The sequence below is a fragment of the Pedobacter endophyticus genome, from assembly GCF_015679185.1.
Classification (GTDB): Bacteria; Bacteroidota; Bacteroidia; order Sphingobacteriales; family Sphingobacteriaceae; genus Pedobacter; species Pedobacter endophyticus.
The window spans coordinates 3,124,287-3,145,005 of record NZ_CP064939.1; the positions used below are offsets into that span (position 1 = coordinate 3,124,287).

A 20,719-nucleotide genomic window follows, 5' to 3' on the forward strand; every position below is an offset into this window, starting at 1 on the left:
GAAAAGTTATGTATATTGTAGAATTACCACGAACTAATTACTAACGCGATTAACAAATGGCAAAATTTTTAAACACAACAGGGGTTTCTTATCACTTAGAAGAACTCATAAAAGGAACGAAGGACAAATTAATTCTTATCAGTCCTTATCTGCAGTTTACAGACAGGATTAAAGAGCACTTGACTAATTTAAATATTCAAAAGCTAGACATAAGAATCGTTTACAGGGAAAACAAACTTCATCCCCGAAGAAAACAATTGGTTAGAAAGCCAAATTGGAATCCGGACGAGCTTATGTAAAAATCTGCATGCAAAATGCTATATTAACGAAAACGAAGCAATTATTACATCAATGAATTTGTACGAATTTTCGCAGCAGAATAATAACGAAATGGGCATTTATATATCCAAAGTACAAGATCCAGAGCTATATGAAGCTACACAAGGAGAGGTTCAACGACTTTTAACAATAAGTGAAGAAATCAGGGTTACCGTTAAAAAGGTTACTAATGACACACACCCAAAAACTGAGAAAAACATAACGGAAACAAATTTAGCAATCGACAAAGCGTTAAACAGTAAGCAATCAGGCTTTTGCATCCGCACGGGTATTCAAATTCCTTTTAACGTTGAAAAACCAATGAGCTACGACGCTTTCAAATCTTGGAACAAGTTTGGCGACCCTGAATATGCTGAAAAATACTGTCACTTTTCAGGTGAGACCTCACATGGTGAAACAAGTGCGAGCCGACCAATCTTAAAAAAGAATTGGAAAAAAGCCAAAGAGATATTTAAGTTTTGAAAAGACGTTTGTTTGAGAGGCTGTTATTTAAATCAATTAAGGGACAACCGATCTTTAATTCTCCGAAGAACAAAAAATGAAAACCCCAACCATCCACGGCTATATCGACAGAAGAATTTTGATCAACTTTACGGCCGATCCACAAGCGGTTGAACGAATTATTCCGCTTCCATTTAGGCCAAAAATTTATAAAGACAAAGCTATTGTTGGTATTTGCCTCATCAGATTAAAACATATCAAACCCAAAGGATTGCCGGATTTTATCGGCGTGAACTCTGAAAATGGTGCTCACCGAATTGCTGTAGAATGGGATGAAAATGGGGACACAAAATCGGGGGTTTATATTCCTCGCAGAGATACTTCACTAAAGCTGAACACACTCGTTGGCGGTAGGATTTTCCCAGGAAAACATCATTACGCCAAATTCAATGTGCAAGAAAGTAATGGAAATTATCACATTGATTTTAAGAGTTCGGATAATACTGAAATACTAATCGACGCTACTGAAACAAAGTTTTTCAACAACAAATCGATTTTTGAAACATTAAACGAGGCATCCGATTTTTTTGAGAAAGGAAGCCTTGGTTACTCACCGAGCAAAAACGGGTACGAGGGCCTTAAATTAAAAACCTACAAATGGCAAGTTACCGCCCTTGATGTATTAAATGTAAAATCGAGTTTTTTTGAAGATGTGAAACTTTTCCCAAAAGGCTCCGTAGTTTTTGATCATGCGTTATTAATGACGAATATCGAACATGAATGGGAAAGTGTAACTGGTTAATTTAGTATTGTTACGGTAACTTGCTGAAGTTATAAAATTATGGCAATCTCTAATCCGAACCAAACAGTAATATTAGGCTAGAGCATTTAGATCGCCTTACGAATTACCAATGAGAGCCAAGTTTGAGGCTTCAACTAAGAAGTGTCGTCATCCTCAGAGGTCAGTTCTTGAAAAAACAAGTTTGGATGATAGGTTTTTTACGCTGTCATCCTAAGTGCAACGAAGGATCCCCAAGCGATGAAACGCAGAACGCCAACAGCCCACTGCCAAGTGGGCAAGTGGGGGGGCAAGAACGGTGAGAGGTAGGTTGCAGATGCTTCGTTTCTCAGCATGACAAAACCAGCGCTTTCATTGGTAGCTCAACTGGGGATCTAATGCTCAAAAATTGTTCGCCTTGTACTAACCCCGTACGTACGGGACCGCCTGCCTGCCCGCCCGTTCAGGCGGGCGCTGCGATAATGATCTATGAAAGGAACTACTTAAACGCCGAACTTTTCGCCATGCAAATTGGCGACAACTATCCATCACTATAATGAAGCGGAGATAGAGGCGCTCTTCATCAATGTTCTCTGCCAAGCTGACACCCTGCACTCTTTTTTTGTTTGCAAAATGACAGTGTGGGTGTAAATTTGTCCCTCAAAGCTTATTGGCATAAAAAGTGTTGACTGTATGGTTAGTAAAAAACTTAAATTAAAAATAAAATAATAAAAAGTTATGGCGTTAAACCTTAAACCAATTGCTGGCAGTTCGAATAGAGTAATAGTTGAACCAGCTGCCGCAGAAGAAAAAACTGCATCGGGTTTGTATATCCCTGATACTGCGAAAGAGAAACCATCTAAAGGAACTGTAGTTTCTGTTTCTGAAGAGGATGCTGACGGTAAAAAAGCGAGCGTAAAAGTTGGCGATGTTGTAATTTATGGTAAATACGGCGGCACCGAATTCCCTTACGAAGGTAAAGACTACTTAATTATGCGTGAAACTGACATTTATGCAGTAGTAAGCTAATTAATCAATTGAAATAAAAAGTTAAAAGTTATTAGATGATTGCGATTAAAAATCGTAATTCGTAATTCTCAAATCTTAAATTAAAATGTCAAAACAAGTAAAATACAACGTGGAAGCACGCGACGCCCTGAAACGTGGTGTTGATATCTTAGCAAATGCAGTAAAAGTAACTTTAGGCCCGAAAGGTCGTAATGTAATCATTGATAAAAAATTCGGTTCTCCGGCAATCACCAAAGATGGTGTTACCGTGGCTAAAGAAATTGAGTTGAAAGACGCGGTTGAGAACATGGGTGCACAAATGGTTAAAGAAGTGGCTTCGAAAACTGCTGATATTGCAGGTGACGGAACAACCACTGCTACCGTTTTAGCGCAAGCCATTATTACTACAGGAATTAAGAACGTTGCTGCAGGTGCAAACCCGATGGATTTGAAACGCGGTATCGATAAAGCTGTAGCTGCAGTTGTAGAAAACTTAAGAACACAATCGCAAACTGTTGGCGAGGATAACAACAAAATTAAACAAGTAGCGTCTATCTCAGCGAATAACGACGAGGTGATCGGTGCGCTAATTGCTGAAGCAATGGGCAAAGTTGGTAAAGATGGCGTAATTACTGTTGAAGAAGCAAAAGGTACCGAAACTGAAGTTAAAACAGTTGAAGGTATGCAGTTTGACAGAGGTTACCTATCTCCATATTTTGTAACCAATGCCGATAAAATGGAAGCGGAATTAGATAACCCTTACATTTTGATCTACGATAAAAAAATCAGCAACATGAAAGAATTGTTGCCTGTTTTAGAAAAAACCGTTCAAACTGGTAAACCATTGGTAATCATTGCCGAAGATTTAGATGGCGAAGCTTTAGCTACTTTGGTAGTAAACAAAATCCGTGGATCGCTGAAAGTTGTTGCTGTTAAAGCCCCTGGTTTTGGCGACAGAAGAAAAGCAATGTTAGAAGACATCGCTATCTTAACTGGTGGTATCGTGGTATCAGAAGAAAGAGGTTACAAATTAGAAAATGCTGATTTAACTTACTTAGGTTCTGCAGAGAAGGTTGTAGTTGATAAAGACAATACAACTGTAATAAACGGAGCTGGTAATTCTGACGATATCAAATCTCGCGTGAGCCAAATTAAAGCGCAAATTGAAACTACTACATCTGACTACGATAAAGAAAAATTACAAGAGCGTTTGGCTAAATTAGCTGGCGGTGTTGCAGTCCTTTACGTAGGTGCAGCTAGTGAAGTTGAGATGAAAGAGAAAAAAGACCGTGTTGATGATGCTTTACATGCTACTCGTGCAGCTGTAGAAGAAGGTATCGTAGCCGGTGGTGGTGTTGCATTCATCCGTTCGGTTGCGGCTTTAGCCGACCTAAAAGGAAGCAACGAAGATGAAAACACAGGTATCCAGATCATTCGTCGTGCAATTGAAGAGCCATTACGTCAGATTTGCGAAAACGCAGGTATTGAAGGTTCAATCGTAGTACAAAAAGTAAAAGAAGGAACTGCCGATTTCGGTTACAATGCACGTACCGATGTTTACGAAAACTTAATTGGTGCCGGTGTTATCGACCCAACAAAGGTAAGCCGTGTAGCTTTAGAGAATGCAGCATCAATTGCAGCAATGTTATTAACTACCGAAGTGGTATTGGCCGATGAACCAGAAGAAGGTGGATCGCCTGCTATGCCTCCAATGGGTGGCGGCGGTATGGGCGGCATGATGTAATTCAAGCCCCCGATAGATCAATATCGAACACATTTCGTGTAAAAAATAAAAAACCCGGAGCAGTGATGCTTCGGGTTTTTTACGTTTTAATAACCCCTGTGACCATTTTTGTTCTATTACGCCAGCTATTTGGCCACCGTTTGTGTAAAAATCTTGAAGTGTAAACAATTCTTTACGTTTTTTGTATAATATTACAATACGTTTCCGTGTCGCCATTCACAGTTGAAGAAGTGACTACTCGTTTGATTTAACACCAAGCTGGTTTGCGGAGGCGTAATAATCGTTCCCTTAGTGTTAAAGATTTATGATGATTTGCTGTCAAAGGAGATGGACTTTCTTTGCCCTGATTTTTGGGGCTTTTTTCATCACATCCAATGTTTTTTCACAAATCGTCATCCAAACCGTCGATCCCGGTCCATATACGCCCGGCAGTACCATCGCCACCACCTTTACCGTTGGCAATTCGAGCTGCATGGCTACCAACAACCGTTTTGAAGTTTATTTATCTGATGCCAATGGAAATTTTGGCGCTGAGAAATTAATAGGCACTTATACAGGTTTTTATACTACTTACATTAATGGCATTATTCCAGCTGCTACGGTTGCAGGCACCGGCTATAAACTGCGCGTAAAATCTACCAGTCCTACCTTAGTTAGCGCCGAATCTGCCGCCTTCGAAATCAGAGCCGGAACAGCAGTAGAAGCAAAAATTACTTCAGAATACTTAACCCCCTCTAACACCGAAACGTTTGGTACCTGTATCAGTAAGCCAGATAATACCTTTTATTTACAGAACGAATCTACGCCTACAAGCTCGGTAACGGCCACCATAACCGATGAGGGTGCTGGAGGAGCAGCTACCAATGCTACTTTCAATTCATCGGTATACACCTTAATCGCCAGGCAAACCCATTATACCATATTTTCAAAAGCGGTAATGCCAAATGGAACAGTTGCAACCAAGGCTTATCTGCTCATTAACAATAAGGCCATTACTGCTTTCGGCACATCGGGGAATAATCTGGTTTGTTTGCCTTTGGGCCAGCTCGAATTTAACGTCGATTTTACCTCATCAACGGGTATTCAAAACAACTTCCCCGGCGATTTGTACACCATTACCTGGGGCGATGGAGAAACATCGGTTTACACGCTGTGCGATATTATCCGAAATGGCGGTAAGGTTACACACGCTTACCAAACATCATCATGCGGGCGCACCTCAACCACCAGCTCAGGTTCGGTTTTCAATTCCTTTGCCGTTTCTATCAATGTTGGCAATAATTTCTGCGGCACAATCGGCACACCAGTATCATCGTATGCCAAAGTGGTTGTAAAACCTGTAAACCGTTTCTCTTTCAACACACCGGGCTGTACCGCCACTGATATCACTTTTACCAACAACTCGCTTCTGGGCGAAAACCCGAACAGCAATACCTCATCATGCACGCCCAATAATGTAACCTATAACTGGTTTGTAGATGGCGTAGCTGTCGAAGTAAATAAACCCCGCTCATTTAACCTCGTTTACAAGTTCGCCACGCGTGGCGAGCATACTATCCGCTTAGAATCGCGAAGCTCTGGCGCATGCGATGCCGATCCGGTAGAGATGAAGATTTGCATTCAGGATCCTCCAAAGCCGGCGTTCAGCCTGAGCACCACCACGATTTGTGTGGGATCGATATTAGCGCCAACAGACCTTTCGGTGATAGATAACATCTGCGACGGTGGCAATACGTATTTATGGAATGTACCCGCTGGTGTAACCTTTGTAAATGGCACAAACGCATCGAGCAAGCAGCCGCAGCTAAAATTTGCAGCGCCGGGCACTTATGCAATCAGTTTGAGCATTACCACGCCATCGTGCGGAGTGGTGACTACACCGCAACAAACCGTGGTAGTAAACGATGTGCCAACGGCAATGCTTTCGCCCGACATTCTGCTGTGCAATTTAACCACCTACGATTTTAACCCGACCACAACCGGACCGAGCAGAACAACGCTCACGGGAACCACTGTGCTTACCGCCACAACCTACACATGGACGGTTACAGGCGGAAGTTATAGTTTTGTCGGCGGAACAAATGCCAATTCTCAATATCCATCAATCAAGTTTGATGATTATGCAGCATACACCATCACTGTTACCCATATTAACAATTGTGGTACGGCTACCGACACGCAAAAAATGACCTTTTCTACGGCACCTGTTATTAATGCGGGTCCCGATCAAAGCATCTGTTATAACGATAGCGGGTTTCAGTTGGCCGGAGCAATAACCGGAACGGTGAACAGCCAAACGTGGGTAGGCGGTTTGGGAACCTTCACCCCAAGCAGAAACGACCTTAACGCCGTTTACACACCTACAGCTGCCGAAAAAGCAAACGGTATAGTTACGCTTCAATTAAGGGCAACCACATCGCTAAGCGCTCCTTGTAATGAGATAAACGACGATGTGATTCTCACGATTAAAGAAAATATAAGCATTACCAGTGCGCCAGGTAAAACCATTTGTACAGGTACAAGTGTTAACTACACGCCAACCTCGGCAGCAGCTGATGTTACTTTTAACTGGACAGCAACCGGCACCGCAAATGCCAGTGGCTACAGTGCCAGCGGAACGGGCGCAATTAACGATGTAATTACCAATTCGGATGCCAATGCCAATGCCACAGTTACCTACACCATCACCCCCGAAAAAGATGGCTGCACAGGCACGCCTTTCATCTTACAAATTGTAGTTAACCCCAACCCAACCGTTGTTGCATCGGCTCCAAACCTAACTATTTGCAACAGTACTTCAACCGCTATAACCCTTACCTCCCCAATTTCGGGTGTTAATTTTTCTTACACCAGCGAGGTAACCGGCGCAATTACAGGCAACACTAATCGCGCAACCGCCAACAATACGGCATCAATTAACGACATACTCACCAACGCGGGCACTACCGTAGGCACGGTGACCTATACCATTACGCCAAGCTCAGTTGCAAGTTGTATGGGTGTGCCCACAACCATTACTATTTCTGTTTTACCAAGCCCCACGCTTGCAAATGCCGGCCCCAACGAATCGATTTGCAATACTACCAGCTACACATTGAAAGGAAATACGCCGGTAGTGGGTACTGGAAAATGGACAATTGTTTCGGCGCCATCAACAGTAACCTTCGCTGATGACACGCAGGCCAATACCATAATTTCTGGCTTAGAAACTGGCAATACTTATGTTCTGCGATGGACAATTAGCGATGCGAATTGCACCACAACAAGCGACGATGTTGAAATAACGGTAAACCCTTTGAGTGTTGGAGGTACAACGGCCGGTGATGTAACGGTATGTTCGGACGCAAACGGCGGAAATATAAGCCTGAGCGGCCAAACCGGGAGCATTGTTCGGTGGGAACAATCGATCGATAACGGAATCACCTGGGCCACCATTACCTCGACAGCGAACCCATTTGTATTTACAAATTTGACCACAACTACCCAATTCAGGGCAATTGTTCAAAGCGGGGCCTGCGCCGAGGCTATATCTTCGGTTACTACGGTAACCGTAAACCCCGAAACGGTGGTTGCCAACGCCGGAGCCGATCAATCGCTCTGCAGCGGAAACGGCATTACACTAACAGGAAATAACCCTTCGCCCAACACTGGCTTATGGACTTTAACTTCGGGCCAGGCTGATGTAGTGATTACCGACCCCACCTTGTTCAACACCACAGTTACGGGCCTCACACCCGGGCAGGTTTACAAGTTCAGGTGGACAATAAGCGGCTTTGCCGGCTGTCCTCCATCGTCATCAGAAACCACCATTACCTATTACAATCCAATCAGCAACAACATTTCGGCATCATCTGCTCCGGTTTGCGCCGGACAGCCGATTACCATAACCGGCGATACACCAACGGGCGGAACAGGCAGCTTCGTTTACCAATGGCAAAGTAGTGCCGATGGAAATACATGGGTAAACGTTTCTTCGGGCACAGGCAAAGATTTAACATTTAATGCCACCCTGTCGGCTTATTACAGGCGGTTGGTTAACAGCACCATTTGTACATCGATAAGTAACTCCGTGCAAATAAATGTTTTGCCTGCCATCACAAATAATACCATTTCGGCCGATCAACAGATTTGTAGTGGCGGAACAGCCGCAACGCTGGTTGGTAGCAGTCCAAATGGCGGAAATGGTACATTTCTCTATCAATGGCAGTCGAGCGCTGATGGAACCAGCTGGAATGATGTACCAGATGCAACGGCGAAAGATTTTAGCCCAGCCAATCCAGCGGCAACCATATTCTACAGGCGCTTGGTAGTTAGCGGCCCATGTTCTTCGAGCCCGAGCAATACAGTAAAATTAACGGTAAACCCACCTGCAAAGGCCGAAATAACATTCACTCAGGATACAGGCTGCGTTCCGTTCGTCATTACATCAAGCAACGTGAAAGCCACAGTATACGCCGATCGAAATGCCAGTTATACCTGGTTCGCCAATGATGTTCAGATTGGAACAGGCCCGACTTTCCCCGGTTATACCATTGCAAGCGAAAACCAAAATGTCGAAATTAAGCTGGTTGTAACCAGTAGCTTAGGCTGTAGCGGCGACGAAACCACACACACCTTTGCCACCCGTGCCGATGTTGTGGCCTCGTTTACCCAAAATACGCAACAAGGCTGTGGGCCGCTGGCGGTTACGTTTACCAATACTTCGAGTTCGTTAACGGCTGGCACCTTTAAATGGGATTTCGGTAATGGAACAACATCTAACTTAGCACAGCCACCAACGGTTACTTTTCAGGGAGACTTAACGGGAAAAGATGTTACTTATAACGTTACCCTCGAAGCAACTACGCCTTGCGGCACAACGGTGCAAACCTCTACAGTTGTGGTAAAGGCAAGTCCAGTTTCTGTTTTCTCACCAAGCAGAACCGCGGGATGCTCGCCATTTGCGGTTGATTTTAGCAATACCTCTCCCGAAACAGACGCCACCACTTATACCTACGATTTTGGCGATGGCTCGATGCCGTTGAGCGTTACAGACCGGCGATCGGTTAGTCACACGTATTCGGTTATTGCGGTGCAGGATTTTACGGTGACTATGACGGCACAAAATGCTTGCGGAAGCAGCACTTCATCGTACGTGATTACTGTGTCGCCCAACGATATTACGCCCGAACTTGTGGTAAACAGCAGTCAGTTAAGGGGATGCACGCCCTTTAAGGTCGATTTTTACAACAATACCAAAGGGGCGAAGGCCTTTATTTACGATTTTGGCGACGGCAACACGGCACGCACCAATTCAGCGCCAGAAACCGTGTCGCACACCTTTACCAAAGCCGGAAAGTACACCGTTACACTTTATGCATCGAACGATTGCTCAAATGCATTAACCACTGAAGAGATAGAAGTATTGGCGCAACCCATTGTAAGTTTCACGTCCGATAAAACAAGCGGCTGCGATGGTGTACTCGTTAAATTTAAAAACACAAGCACAAACGCCATTGCCTACGTTTGGGATTTTGGCGACGGCACCACCTCAAATGATTTCGAACCTACGCACGCCTTCACAGGTGTTGGCAATAATTATACCGTTACCTTAACCGCAACTAATGCGCTGGGTTGTACCAACGTGGCATCGCAATCGAACTATATTTCAGTAGTGAGCCCGCCTGTTGCCACTTTCACCGTTTCTCCGGGAAATGAAATTTCGATACCCGATTATACCTTTGGCTTTAGAGATACAAGTGTTGGTGCAGTAAGCTGGGAATGGACCTTTGGCGACGGCACGGTTTCTACATTAAAAACCCCAAACCATACTTATGCAGAAAACGGAACTTACACCGTAACATTAAAAGTGCTGAATAAAGAAGGTTGTTCCTCAACGTCAACCCAAATCGTTCGAATAATCGGCGTACCCGGAAGTTTAAGCGTTCCAAACTCATTTATGCCGGCAAGTGCAAAGAACGAACTGAGAACATTTAAGGCGAAAGGAAAGGGAATTAAAGAGTGGACAATGTCGGTATTTAACAAATGGGGGCAATTATTATGGGAAACCTCGCAACTTGATGATGGGGCGCCACTTGAAGGATGGGATGGAACGTACAAAGGACAAGATCAGCCACAAGGCGTTTATTACTGGAAAATAGACGTGAAATTTATTAATGGAAGTGAATGGAAAGGGATGACTTACGATTCATCGCCGCCAAAGAAAACGGGGGTAATTTATTTAATCAGATGATGATGAGGGGAACGAGGTTATTTTTGCTTCTATTGCTTTTGCCGCTGTTTTCAGCTGCGCAAGATCATATCTATTCGCAGTTTTACAATGCACCAATTTATTTAAATCCCGCATTAACCGGGCAGTTCGAAGGCGATTTTAGGTTAAATGCACTGTACCGGAATCAGTGGACGGGGCTGGCCAGCGATTTCTCGTACATGAGCGCTTCGGCCGATTTAAATCTCCATCAAATTAACAGCGGCCTCGGGTTAATATTTAACCGCAGCAGCGAAGGAACCGCATATCTGGTAAAAAACAATATCGCCGCAAGCTATTCCTACATTATAGATGGCGACGATTTCGCTCTGTCGTTCGGGTTACAGGCGGGCATAACCAACCAGAAGCTAAATTGGGACAAATTGGTTTTTGGCGATCAGATCGATAACGGCGGTTACTTACCGGGAGTGATATCGGGCGCCGAACGACCTGATGTTGACAGCCGCTTTTATCTTGATGCAAATGCGGGAACAAATCTGGTTTACGGTAAGTTTATGATCGGCCTCGCCGCTCACCATTTAAATCGGCCCGACGAGTCGTTATCGGGCTTTCAGGCTAAATTACCAGTACGCTTATCGGGTAATTTAAGCTACCAGATCACACTGATTCCCGATCAGTACGATCGCGATGGAAGTTATCTGATTCCATCCGTTGTAGCCTACAAACAGCAAAATGTGAGTTCTTTCAGCCTGGGCATGCAATATAAATATGCAGGGATAAATGCAGGAATCTGGTATCGAAATGATGGAAATTCTAATGGCAACGATGCAATTGTGTTCTCTGTAATCTTTGATATCTTTAATCGCAAAACGAACGGCGAGAAGTTCAGATTGGGAATTAGCCACGATGCGACAACTTCTAAAATAAACTATTCGAACACCGGCGGAACCTCTGAAATTGGCGTGGGTTACGAAAAATATTTTCAAAATAGCTCAAATGGTGGCAGGGCCAATGGCTTAAGATGTTATGATTTTTATTAAATTGCCTAATTAAATTAAGGCAAGAATGACAAATATTTTAGAGAACAGTTACTTTATTACCCAAAGCGAGGTAAATAAATTTCTTTTGGCTACGCTGCTTTGCGGCATCATTGGAGCGGAACGAGAATACAGAAGTAAATCTGCAGGTTTTAAAACCATGATTATGATTGGCCTCGGTGCAACACTCTTCACTATCCTATCCGTTAAAATTGGTGGCGAAAGTCCTGATCGTGTCGCGTCGAATATTGTTACCGGAATCGGGTTTCTGGGCGCTGGTGTTATTTTTAAAGAAGAAAACCGTGTGAACGGTTTAACCACCGCGTGCATCATCTGGATTGTTGCTGCTATTGGTATGGCGGTTGGCGCTGGTTATTACGAGCAGGCCATTGGCGTAACAAGTGTGGTGTTGATAGCGCTTCTTGCGTTTCCGTTTATCGAAGAAATCGGCGATCGCCGCTTCACGAAACGTGTTTACCGCATCGTAAAAAAGCAAGACCACTATAGCGATTTAGACAGTTACGAGGAAGTTTTTAAACAGAATAAGCTTAAGCCGCAACGTGGAAAGCACTCGCTCGCCAACAATATCATTACCGGTAGTTGGGCAGCCACCGGAACACCAAAAAATCACCAGCGTTTTGTGGAGCAAATGTTAAAGGATAGTACGATTATTGAGTTTGATTTTTGATGTTTGCGATTTGAACAGACACTATCGGCTGGGCACATTTTTCTTCATTGATCATTATTGATATTGGTTTTATGCAAAAAATAAAAATAACAATTGGCGTTTTTTAGCACGCCCATTTTAACAAACCTTATAACCTGAGTTCGATTGATAAGGGCCTGTTTTGGATTGTATTGGGTATTTACCATGACCGGTCGTCATCCTCAGCTTGACTGGGGATCTTAATGCAAAAATAGCGCAATGCATTACGATTCCCACGTGCGTGGGAATGACGTGATGGCCTGTTACACCAGCTTTTTATGCAAACAATAATCGAACCGAGGTTTATAGGAACGGTCGTCTTGCTGAATTTATTTCAGCATCTTTCTTGCTAATCAACGCCCTAAAATAAATCTGATGGCTATTGGATCAGGTTGACGTGGTGGTTGGTTTACCAGACATTAAAAATCCACTTCGAACCGGACAGTATTTGATTCAACTAAGTGGAGAAATCTCGCTTGCTATAAAGATTTCTCGGCTACGCTCGAAATGACGATTTTTGGATGACAAACCTCAGAAAGAAGCAATAGAAAGGCTGATGAATGGAATAGCTTCATAGTTTAAAGATTAATTTGTCCTAAATCCTGAAAACAAATCATAGCTTTGTACAACTAACTTGCTTCATGATAAAGGAACAGATCTCCGTTTTCGACATTTTTAAAATAGGCATTGGACCGTCGAGTTCCCATACGCTAGGCCCCTGGCGTGCTGCCCAGCAGTTTACTGCTTCGCTTAAAGCGCAGGGCCTTTTAACGGGCGTTGAGGCAATAAAAATTTTGTTGTATGGCTCGCTCGCCAAAACCGGAAAGGGCCACGGCACTGATGTAGCCATTTTATTGGGCTTAACGGGTGCCGATCCCGTAACTTTCGATGTAGATGCAGTTACACCAACTTTTGAGTCCATCCAGGAACATAAAAAGCTTAATGTTGCGGGCGAGCTGCTTATCGATTTCGATTATAGCAACGATCTGCTTTTTCTCTTTGCCGAAAGTCTGCCCTTTCATCCCAATGCGGTAACATTTCAGGCATTTTTATCAAACGGAAGGGCTTTTTCCGAAACTTATTACTCTATTGGCGGCGGCTTTGTGGTAAAAGAAGGGGAAGACAGTAGCCAGAAAGCGCAGGTCGATTTACCTTTCCCTGTCGAAAATGCAAAGGAGCTTTTGCACTGGTGTTTATCAACTGGTTTAAAAGTGAGCGAAATTGTGATGGAAAACGAACTCGCCTGGAGGTCGGAGGCCGAAACCAAAAAAGGTATCCTTCGGCATTTCGCCGTAATGAGAGATTGCATTTATCGCGGCTGCCACACCACGGGTTTTCTGCCGGGTGGATTGGATGTTGCCAGAAGGGCATTTCCTTTAAATAAGCGATTGATTGGCAAAAGCGAATACCACGACTATACTTCGTGGCTGGAGGCCATTAGAAAAGGCGGAAACGGCTTCAATTACATTTTAGATTGGGTGAGTTGTTTTGCCTTGGCGGTAAACGAAGAAAATGCATCGTTTGGACGTGTGGTCACTGCGCCAACTAACGGAGCAGCGGGCGTTATTCCTGCCGTTTTGCAATATTTTATCACCTTTTGCGATGGTTATGCGGACGAAAAAATTATTCAGTTTATTGCCTGTGCCTCGGAGGTTGGAAGTATTTTCAAAAAAGGTGCAACCATTTCAGCAGCAATGGGCGGCTGTCAGGCAGAAATTGGTGTTTCTTCGGCTATGGCCGCTGCAGCACTAACCGAGTGTTTGGGCGGTTCGCAAAGGCAGGTTTTAATGGCCGCAGAAATTGCAATGGAACATCATTTGGGCTTAACCTGCGATCCGATCGGTGGCTTAGTTCAGATCCCATGCATAGAGCGCAACACCATGGGCGCAATAAAGGCCATCACCGCAAGTCAGTTGGCATTACAGAGCAATCCTGATAAGGCAAAAGTGAGTCTGGATGCTGTTGTGAATACGATGTGGGAGACTGCGCTGGATATGAATGCGAAATACAAAGAAACATCAGATGGCGGACTGGCGACGAACATTCCGATCAGCTTGCCCGAGTGCTAAAAAGCCTCTCCCTCCGGAAGGAAGTGGGTTGGTTTCTGAAGTACAAGTCCCTCTCCCGAAGAGAGGGGAACCACGGTGGGCGGTGTACCAACACGCCATCCTCGCGAATGCGGGGATCTTATTTCTGAAAACACTTTACGGCAAGCCCTAATTAAAAACAGCGTGTATTGGTGCTGAAAACTTTCCGCAGCAAAAAATTAAACCAAACCAGAATGGTTCAACACGTAAAACCAAATAGCGGTTGTAACAAATGATAGCAAAATGCCCACGCCGACTACCAAATTTGAAAGTTTTGGGTTGAGGTTGTATTGATCGGCAACTATGCCTGCAGTTAACAAAGTTGGCATCGCCATTTCAAAAATGGTTATTTTGGTAATTATTCCATTGAGGCCTAATAAAACGGCGATTACAAAAACGGAAAGTGGTGCCAAAACCAGTTTATACAACAAGGCAAAGCTGATGTGCTTAATTTCGCCGAACCAGCCGCCAAATCGCAACTGCAAACCGATAGAAAACAGTGCCAACGGACCTACTGTTCCTGCCAGCTTATCAAAAAGTGGATCTAAAGAAGATAAATCTAAATATTGAGGCAAAATCAAAGCCAAAACACAACCAATAAGCGGTGGAAATGTCAGTACTTTTTTGAGCACCAGTTTTGCGCTTAATTTCTGCTGCTGCGACGAGCGGATGGCAATAATTACCCCAATGGTTGATAATAAGGTAAACGTAATTTGATCGCAAATAATGGCAATGGCCAGTTCCTTTTCGCTAAAGTAAGCAACGATTAAGGGAAAACCCACAAACGAAGTATTACTTAACGAACTAACGAGCATCAAACCGCCAGCTGTAGCGCGGCTTACTTTGCTAAACTTCGAATAAATGGTAACAAATAACCAACCGAGCAACCAAATGCAGACTGGCGCAAGGGCCGGAAAAAGCAAGTCGTTTGTCCACGTAATATGTGGAAGGTACTTAAATGAAACCGCCGGCAGAGCGAGATAAATTATCCAGGCATTAATTCCTTTATGGGCATCTTTGGGCAGGGTTTTACTCTTCCGGAAAACTACGCCCGCCAGAATACATAAGCCGATTAAGATGAAGTTTGCCATTATTGTGCAAAAATTGGGATGAAAGAAAAACGCCAATAAGATTATTTTAGTGGCGTTTAAATGCGATTAACTTGGGTTGCTTGGCTTAGGCTTCTTCTTGTGCCAAACCTTTTTCTTTCCGTTATTTCTTGCGTGCTGAGGTTTTTTCTCTTCAACGTGGGTAATCTCCATATTTGCAATATGCTCTGGCAACGGCATGCGCTGAACGGGTTTTTCAATGAGCTTTTCAATGTTGTCAAACTTGCGCTTATCGCGACCGTTAACCAGGGTAATTGCCGTTCCTTTGGTTTCTGCCCTCGCCGTTCTCCCTATTCGGTGCACGTAATCTGCCGGGTCGCCGGGAACATCATAATTGATAACCAGATCTACGCCCTCAACGTCGATACCGCGAGAAAGCACATCGGTTCCGATAATGATCGGCAATCGCTTGTTTTTAAAAGCGAGTAAAACGTCCTCCCGTTCTTTCTGTCCTAAATCTGAATGGAAAGCCTCTGCCTTAATTTTTAAGCTTCTAAAAGTTTTGTACAAAGCCTTAACCTTTTCTTTGGTCGAAGCGAAAATAATTGCACTTTTATAAGTTTCATCCTTAAAAATATCGGTTAGCAAAGCTTGCTTCTGCTGATCGTGAATGTTGTAGGCTTGTTGATCAATCCCTTCTGCCGGCTTGGCAATAGAAATCGTAATTTGCTGCGGATGGTTCAAAATGGTGCCTGCCATTTTTCTGATTTTCGGAGCCATTGTGGCCGAAAACAGCAAGGTTTGTCTCTTTTTGGGCAAATAACTTACAATGCGCATAATGTCATCATAAAAACCCATATCCAACATTCTGTCTGCCTCATCTAAAATTAAATGCTGCAAATGCTCGAGCTTTAAAAGACCCGACGACAAGTGGGCCATTAAACGGCCGGGAGTTGCAATAATGATATCAACACCATCGCGCATCGAGCGTTTTTGTTGCTCATAGGCCATTCCATCGCCACCTCCATAAACTGCAAGCGAACTGATATTGGTGAAATAAGCAAGCGCTTCTACCTGTAAATCAATTTGTTGAGCTAGCTCCCTGGTTGGCGCCAGAATCAACGTGTTGTTATGTCTGTCTGCAGCCCGGCTAATCTTATCCATCACCGGCAAAAGATAGCTGGCTGTTTTTCCTGTTCCGGTTTGGGCACAGGCAATAAGATCGTGATTATCTAAAATTACGGGAATAGCTTGTTCTTGTATGGGAGTAGCGCTTTTGTAACCCATCGCCATCAAACCTTCGTGTAAATCGGGGTTAAAATTAAAGTCGTTAAAATTCAATCTGTTATGTTTAATATTTTTTTACAAAAGTACCTTAAAATACCGCCAATAGCAAATGGCTTGTGAATATCGATTAGGCGAAATGATTTAGGGCGTATTGTTCGTTCGAATTGCTGCAAACGTCCCGTTCTTCAACGCTGTCATGCGGAGTTTTAATTCCCGCCTGACCGGACGGGCAGGCGGGCGGTCAATCTCATCTAGTAAAACAAAAAACATTGTCACCCTGAGCGGAGTCGAAGGGCGATGTTTATTTGTTTTTTAATATAGAAAAGGTCTTCGACTGAGTTTATCTTGAGCGAAGTCGAAAGGCTCAGATCCGATAGCTATCGGATGACACCCGTCGAGCTTAACTAAATGACATTGGGCGGGCAGTGTACTACAATTGCCGTTATTTTACAACGTACTGTTTTATACGCTCTTATACGAACGGTCCTCCTGCTGATCCGATAGCTATCGGTAGGGATCTTAATACTAAGGTTTTAAGATTCCCGCCTGCGCGGGAATGACGGCAAGAATAATCAACGTCACTAATATTGATTTTTTCGATAGAAAATCAAAACTCAGGATGACAAAAGCCTCGATGTGTACCCAAAAAAGCCCCGATTGAGCGAACAACCGAGGCATGGGAAATTATGATAGACAAAACTAATCTACCGCCACATCCTTTGCAGCGATATTTGTTTCGGGGTTTTTAGGCAGTATTACCTTTAATATTCCATCTGCGTACCTGGCCGAAATGCTTTCGTGAAGTACTTTCCCGTTTAAGGCAAATGCCCTTTCAAACGCTCCGTTGCTGTATTCCCTTCGGCTAAACTTTGAAGCAGTATCATCCTCCGTTGGCGTGTAGGAAATAGTCAGCACGTCGTCTTTCGTTACCACTTTGAGGTGCGCTTTAATTAAGGCCGGTGCGAAAACGTCAATGATGAAGTTTTCATCTGTTTCCTCAATGTTTGCCGGCACGTGTCTTAGCCCATCCCAAAACCTATGTTGTGCATATTGGCCAAACCTGCTGCCGTTGCGATGGCCGAACTTGCCGCCTCTGCCCCTATTCATCATGCCTGCATGGCACCTATTTTCGTTGTACATTTTTTTTAATTTTAATTTTTATTTAACTCTATTTTCTGGCTGCGCTGATCAACTTTTGATCGTTCATCAAAACACAAATTGCCGTTTACAGCCCACTATATTGCGTTTTCGGAATACCCAATAACCGGGTAATGACGTTTGCGTACGGATAAGCGTCTGAAAAAACTGCGTAGTCGAAATTTAAGCCCCTAAGCTGTACCGCAATGTCGTCGATAAATTTCATCGGTTCCAGCAATGCTGTAATCAGACCCGATTTCTCGCTTTCTTTCTTATTGAACACATCCGAATCTTTGCTGTACGATTTGAAATCTGCTCCGATGTTTTCTATAGGTTGTTTAAGCTCATCTGAACCGAAAAACGTGACCTTTTCGCCTCGCGTAATCATTTCGCTTGCCAAACTTAAGATCGGATTTACATCATTGTCGACCGGGCTGCTTAAAAATAAAACTTGTGACATTTGCTTATCGCTTTAAATTGTTTGTGCTATCAATTGCTACTACCGAAGTATCAACTGTTCTTCTGTTGCGGCTACTAAATCCTTCGCTCCGATTACGGTTATCGCAATGGTGTTCATGGTAATGTTTGTTTTTAAAATCTAACCGATCGCGATATCCGTTTTGAACAGCTAATGCATTTAGGCTGTAAAATGTTGCACCTGCAACCGCCAATGCCAATAATATTCTAAATGCTTTCATTGTATTAATAATTTATGTCAATCTTCTGAGCCGAACTTTTCCTGTCTATTGTTGCTTTATACCATTGGTTATCTATCGGAACTATTGGTGCAAAGCTGTCGTTAAACTTTCCGCTCCACCGTTCAAAGCGGCGGCGTCTTCTGGCTCCCAACATCATTTTGAACACGAGCGCTACAACCATTAGCGCAAAAATAAACTTGAAGATAAATGGTATAAAGAAAGCGGCTGTACCAAGTACAATCCCAAATCCTATTGCTTTTAATAGCTGTTTCATTTTGTAAGTTGTTGTTATTTAATAGGGTAGACGGAGCAGATTTATTTTTACTTTAAAAAATCTGAAAAAAGATCTTAAAAAATTGTTGGCTGAAGCCAAACGGCAATTATTACTGAGTTTGCAGTTCTTGTAGGGAGGCAGGGGTCTCTTAACCAATCAAAATGCGATAAATGACCGAAACGTGCGACAGATCTTAAACAGACGCTTGTAAGATGCGTCATCCTCAGAGGTCAGTTGTTTGAAAACACAAAGGAGTTGGAATGACAGTTTTCAATGCTGTCGCCCTAAGTATTACTATTTTTCAAAAAAATTGATGTCGAATGGCGTTTATTATTCTTGCCGTCTTTCCCGCGCAGGCGGTCCCGTACGTACGGGATTAATGCTAAGCCAAGGCCTTTGCTTTCGCTTTAGGATTCCCAATTAAATTGGGAATGACGACCGTTCATGGCTAGCGTTAAGTGTCTTGTGGCTTAAAGTTAGATGGCTATCGCTCAAATAAGTACCAAAAGAGGGCGTGTGAGTGGGCAAGGACGGTAAGGCGTAGGTTGCAGATGCTTTCACGAGAATCCGATAGCTATCGGATCGGGACAGGTTTTTCATCAAATCGTCATTGCGAGGCCGGGTTTGTGGGAGCTGAAGCAATCTGATTTACGAAATGAGATTGCTTCGTGCCTCGCTACAACGTAGCCCCTTTGGGGCGATGACGATTTTTCTTATTTCTATCATTGGTAGCTTGTACCGATAGCTTTTGGATAACGAACGGTCGAAGTAGATGCCCCCACGCCATGGGGTAATAATCGGATCGACTTTCGATATGACCTGGGCGAAAGAAAAACTCCATTAAGAAGATTTATTCAACAAAAAAAGCCAGCTGAAAAGCTGGCTTTAAATATCAATGGTTTTTGGCTCCCCACCCGCCACATCGGCGTTTGTATTCTTCCTTAAATTTCGCCCTTTCCTCATCGTTCATGCTGTGCCATTTGGAGCGCATGCTCATTGCCTTCTCACGGAAGCGATTGCCTCCTCCGCCTTTGTTAAAATTACCGAAAAGCAAGCGGCACAAAACCAATAAGCCCAGTGCCTGCCAAAAATTTAACCGACCTGCGTGTGCCACCTCGGGCAAAATCCAGTTCCACAAGTACATTACAATATAACCCAAGGCTGCAGCAATTAGCGCCACCACGGGTAAAAAGAAAATGAATTTTTTGCCTTTATTAAACTTTCTGTTCCTCATCTTCTGTTTAATTAATAATTTATAAATTCCTGATATAAGTTCTGCAAACGATTACGCAGATGCTTCACTGCGTAACCTTTTCTTGATATTAAGGTTTTGATATTTTCGCCCGTTTCATCGGCCAGTTCCTGAAAAGTTCTGTCTTCGAGTTCATTTTGAACGAAAACATAGCGCTGGTTTTCGGGCAATTCCTGCAAAGCTAAAAACAACTGATCCCAGAAAAGTTTTTTCAAACTCTCCTCTTCGGGCGAGTACGATTCTGCCAGCAAGATCTCACGAAAATTAATCTCGCCATCTTCATCTTCGTAGCTCAAATCTTCAATCAGCACATCTTTTTGTTTCCTGTACCGATCGGTAATTTTATTGCGGGCTACACGGTATAGCCACCCGCCAATTTGCTCAATAGCCCCGGCCTCGGGCTGGTTACTTAACTGGTACCATACATCCTGCAAAATATCTTCCGCATCCTCATCTGTATTCACCCGTCCCCGAATGAAACTGAATAAGCGTTTACCATAATCGGCAACTGTTGAAATAATATTTTGAGGTTCGTCTGTTGGCACTAAGTCTTATTTATTAAACCAGTAAACGGATGAAGATCAATATTACTTTAAATTTTCTTTATTTTTTTTGAAAAGCGATCGAACGAACATTTATCGTTCATTTTGATCAAGGAAGATTGATTGGCGAGC

Annotated in this window: 17 protein-coding genes; 9 read left to right on the forward strand and 8 right to left on the reverse strand. The window is 43.4% G+C overall.

Annotation, left to right across the window (positions count from 1 at the left end):
• Window positions 1–56 precede the first annotated feature (56 nt).
• The 9 genes from IZT61_RS22280 to IZT61_RS12640 all read left to right on the forward strand — a co-directional run bounded on the left by IZT61_RS22280 (window position 57) and on the right by IZT61_RS12640 (window position 14,330).
• The gene (locus tag IZT61_RS22280; protein WP_230383654.1) at window positions 57–299 is read left to right on the forward strand and encodes a phospholipase D-like domain-containing protein; all 243 of its coding nucleotides are present in this window, start codon (window positions 57–59) and stop codon (window positions 297–299) included.
• A gap of 52 nt (window positions 300–351) precedes the next feature.
• Window positions 352–801 carry a hypothetical protein gene (locus tag IZT61_RS22285; protein WP_230383655.1) on the forward strand — a complete coding sequence of 150 codons (450 nt, stop codon included), beginning with the start codon at window positions 352–354 and terminating at the stop codon, window positions 799–801.
• A gap of 76 nt (window positions 802–877) precedes the next feature.
• On the forward strand, window positions 878–1,582 hold the full coding sequence (locus IZT61_RS12610; RefSeq protein WP_196097257.1) for a DUF2071 domain-containing protein: 705 nt from the start codon (window positions 878–880) through the stop codon (window positions 1,580–1,582).
• Between the two features lie 714 nt (window positions 1,583–2,296).
• On the forward strand, window positions 2,297–2,587 hold the full coding sequence (locus IZT61_RS12615) for a co-chaperone GroES (RefSeq protein ID WP_196097258.1): 291 nt from the start codon (window positions 2,297–2,299) through the stop codon (window positions 2,585–2,587).
• Between the two features lie 85 nt (window positions 2,588–2,672).
• A complete protein-coding gene (gene groL / locus IZT61_RS12620) occupies window positions 2,673–4,310 on the forward strand; it encodes a chaperonin GroEL (RefSeq protein WP_196097259.1) in 1,638 nt (545 codons plus the stop codon).
• A 304-nt stretch (window positions 4,311–4,614) separates the two neighbouring features.
• Complete coding sequence (locus IZT61_RS12625; RefSeq protein ID WP_230383659.1) at window positions 4,615–10,542, forward strand: PKD domain-containing protein; 5,928 nt, start codon at window positions 4,615–4,617, stop codon at window positions 10,540–10,542.
• A complete protein-coding gene (locus IZT61_RS12630; protein ID WP_196097260.1) occupies window positions 10,539–11,558 on the forward strand; it encodes a PorP/SprF family type IX secretion system membrane protein in 1,020 nt (339 codons plus the stop codon). Before IZT61_RS12625 ends, IZT61_RS12630 begins: the two co-directional genes overlap by 4 nt.
• A 25-nt stretch (window positions 11,559–11,583) precedes the next feature.
• Complete coding sequence (locus IZT61_RS12635) at window positions 11,584–12,243, forward strand: MgtC/SapB family protein (RefSeq protein ID WP_196097261.1); 660 nt, start codon at window positions 11,584–11,586, stop codon at window positions 12,241–12,243.
• A 659-nt stretch (window positions 12,244–12,902) separates the two neighbouring features.
• A complete protein-coding gene (locus IZT61_RS12640) occupies window positions 12,903–14,330 on the forward strand; it encodes an L-serine ammonia-lyase (protein ID WP_196097262.1) in 1,428 nt (475 codons plus the stop codon).
• 197 nt (window positions 14,331–14,527) lie between these two features.
• Here the strand turns inward: IZT61_RS12640 and IZT61_RS12645 are convergent, their stop codons facing one another.
• The 8 genes from IZT61_RS12645 to IZT61_RS12680 form a co-directional block, all read right to left on the reverse strand.
• The gene (locus IZT61_RS12645) at window positions 14,528–15,439 is read right to left on the reverse strand and encodes an AEC family transporter (RefSeq protein ID WP_196097263.1); all 912 of its coding nucleotides are present in this window, start codon (window positions 15,437–15,439) and stop codon (window positions 14,528–14,530) included.
• A gap of 66 nt (window positions 15,440–15,505) precedes the next feature.
• The gene (locus tag IZT61_RS12650; RefSeq protein ID WP_196097264.1) at window positions 15,506–16,738 is read right to left on the reverse strand and encodes a DEAD/DEAH box helicase; all 1,233 of its coding nucleotides are present in this window, start codon (window positions 16,736–16,738) and stop codon (window positions 15,506–15,508) included.
• Window positions 16,739–17,383: 645 nt separating this feature from the next.
• On the reverse strand, window positions 17,384–17,824 hold the full coding sequence (locus IZT61_RS12655) for an Hsp20/alpha crystallin family protein (RefSeq protein WP_196097265.1): 441 nt from the start codon (window positions 17,822–17,824) through the stop codon (window positions 17,384–17,386).
• Window positions 17,825–17,909: 85 nt separating this feature from the next.
• A complete protein-coding gene (locus IZT61_RS12660) occupies window positions 17,910–18,281 on the reverse strand; it encodes a glycosyltransferase (RefSeq protein WP_196097266.1) in 372 nt (123 codons plus the stop codon).
• A gap of 4 nt (window positions 18,282–18,285) precedes the next feature.
• Complete coding sequence (locus IZT61_RS12665) at window positions 18,286–18,519, reverse strand: hypothetical protein (protein WP_196097267.1); 234 nt, start codon at window positions 18,517–18,519, stop codon at window positions 18,286–18,288.
• Between the two features lie 4 nt (window positions 18,520–18,523).
• Window positions 18,524–18,793, reverse strand: a complete 270-nt coding sequence (locus tag IZT61_RS12670) for a hypothetical protein (RefSeq protein WP_196097268.1) — start codon at window positions 18,791–18,793, stop codon at window positions 18,524–18,526.
• A gap of 892 nt (window positions 18,794–19,685) precedes the next feature.
• Window positions 19,686–20,027: a hypothetical protein gene (locus IZT61_RS12675; protein ID WP_230383661.1), complete on the reverse strand. Its 342-nt coding sequence runs from the start codon at window positions 20,025–20,027 to the stop codon at window positions 19,686–19,688.
• An 11-nt stretch (window positions 20,028–20,038) separates the two neighbouring features.
• Entirely contained in the window at window positions 20,039–20,590 is a 552-nt protein-coding gene (locus tag IZT61_RS12680) for an RNA polymerase sigma factor (RefSeq protein WP_196097269.1), read from the reverse strand.
• Window positions 20,591–20,719 lie beyond the last annotated feature (129 nt).